Source organism: Desertibacillus haloalkaliphilus, from assembly GCF_019039105.1.
Lineage (GTDB): Bacteria > Bacillota > Bacilli > Bacillales > KJ1-10-99 > Desertibacillus > Desertibacillus haloalkaliphilus.
Window position 1 is genome coordinate 1 of the sequence record NZ_JAHPIV010000045.1, and the last position, 1,103, is coordinate 1,103.

Here is a 1,103-nt window from a genome sequence, read left to right on the forward strand (position 1 = left end):
TTTCTTTCCTCCCTTCCTTTTTCCCTTCCCTTCCCCCTCTCCCTTCTTCTCTCCCCCTTTTTCTTTTCTCCTCCCCCCTCCTCTCTCCCCCTCTTCCTCCTCTCTTTCTCTCCTTCTCCTCCTCTTCCTCTTCCCCTTTCCCTTTCTCTTCCCTCCCCTTCTCCTTCTCCCCCCCTCCCTCTTTCCCCCCTCCCCTTTCTCCCCCTCCTTTTCTTCCCCCTCTTTCCTTTTCTCTTTCCCTCCCCTCCCTTTTTTCTTTTCCCCTTTCCCTCCCTTTCCTTTTTCCCTCTCTTTCCCTCTTTCTTCTTTCTCCTTTTTCTCTTTTCCTCCCCTCTTCCTCCTTTTTTTCCCTTTTCCCTCCTTCCTCCTTCTCCCCTCTTTCTTCCCCTCCTTTTCTCTTCCCTCTCTTTTCCCTTTTTTCTCTTCCCTTTCCCTCTCTCTTCCTCTCCTCCTTTTCTTTTTCCCTCCTTCTCTCTTTTCCTCCCCCCCCCCTTTTCCCTCCCCTTTTTTTTTTCTTTTTCCTTTTCTCTCTCCTCTCCTCCTTCCCTCTCCTTTTCTTTCTCTTCCTCTTTTTCCTTCTCTTTTTCCTTTCCCCCTTTCTTCCTTCTCCTCCCCTCTTTCTTCCTTTCTTTCTCCCCTCCCCTTCCTTCTTTTTTTTTCCCCCCTTCTTCCCTCTCTTTCTCCCCTCTTCCTTCCCTCTCCCCCCCTCCTCTCTTTTTTCTTCCCTTCCTTCTTCTTCTCCTCTTTCCCCTTCCTCCCCCTTTCTCCCTTTCTCTCTTCCCCTCTCCCCTTTCCTCTCCCTTCCTTCTTTTCCTTCTCCCTTTCCCTCTTTTTTTTCCTTCCCCCTTCCTTTCCCCCTCCCTTCTTTCTTTTTCTCTCTTTTTCCCTTCCCCCCTTTTTTCTCTCTTCCTCTCTCCCCCCTTCCCCCCCTCCCCCTCTTCCCCCCCCTTTCCTTTTTTTTTTCTCCTCTCTTTCCCCTCCCTCTCCCCCCTTTTCTCCCTCCTCCCCTTCCTCTCCTTCTCCCTTTTTCCTCCTTCCCCCCCCTCCTCTCTCCCCCCTTCTTCTCCTTTCTCCCCCCTTTTCCCCCCCCCCCTTCTTTTTTT

General features: G+C 51.4%; 1 protein-coding gene. It reads right to left on the minus strand.

The window, feature by feature from the left end:
- Window positions 1–1,103: hypothetical protein (locus tag KH400_RS29555; RefSeq protein WP_217227895.1), on the minus strand; the 1,103-nt coding region annotated here is incomplete at both ends.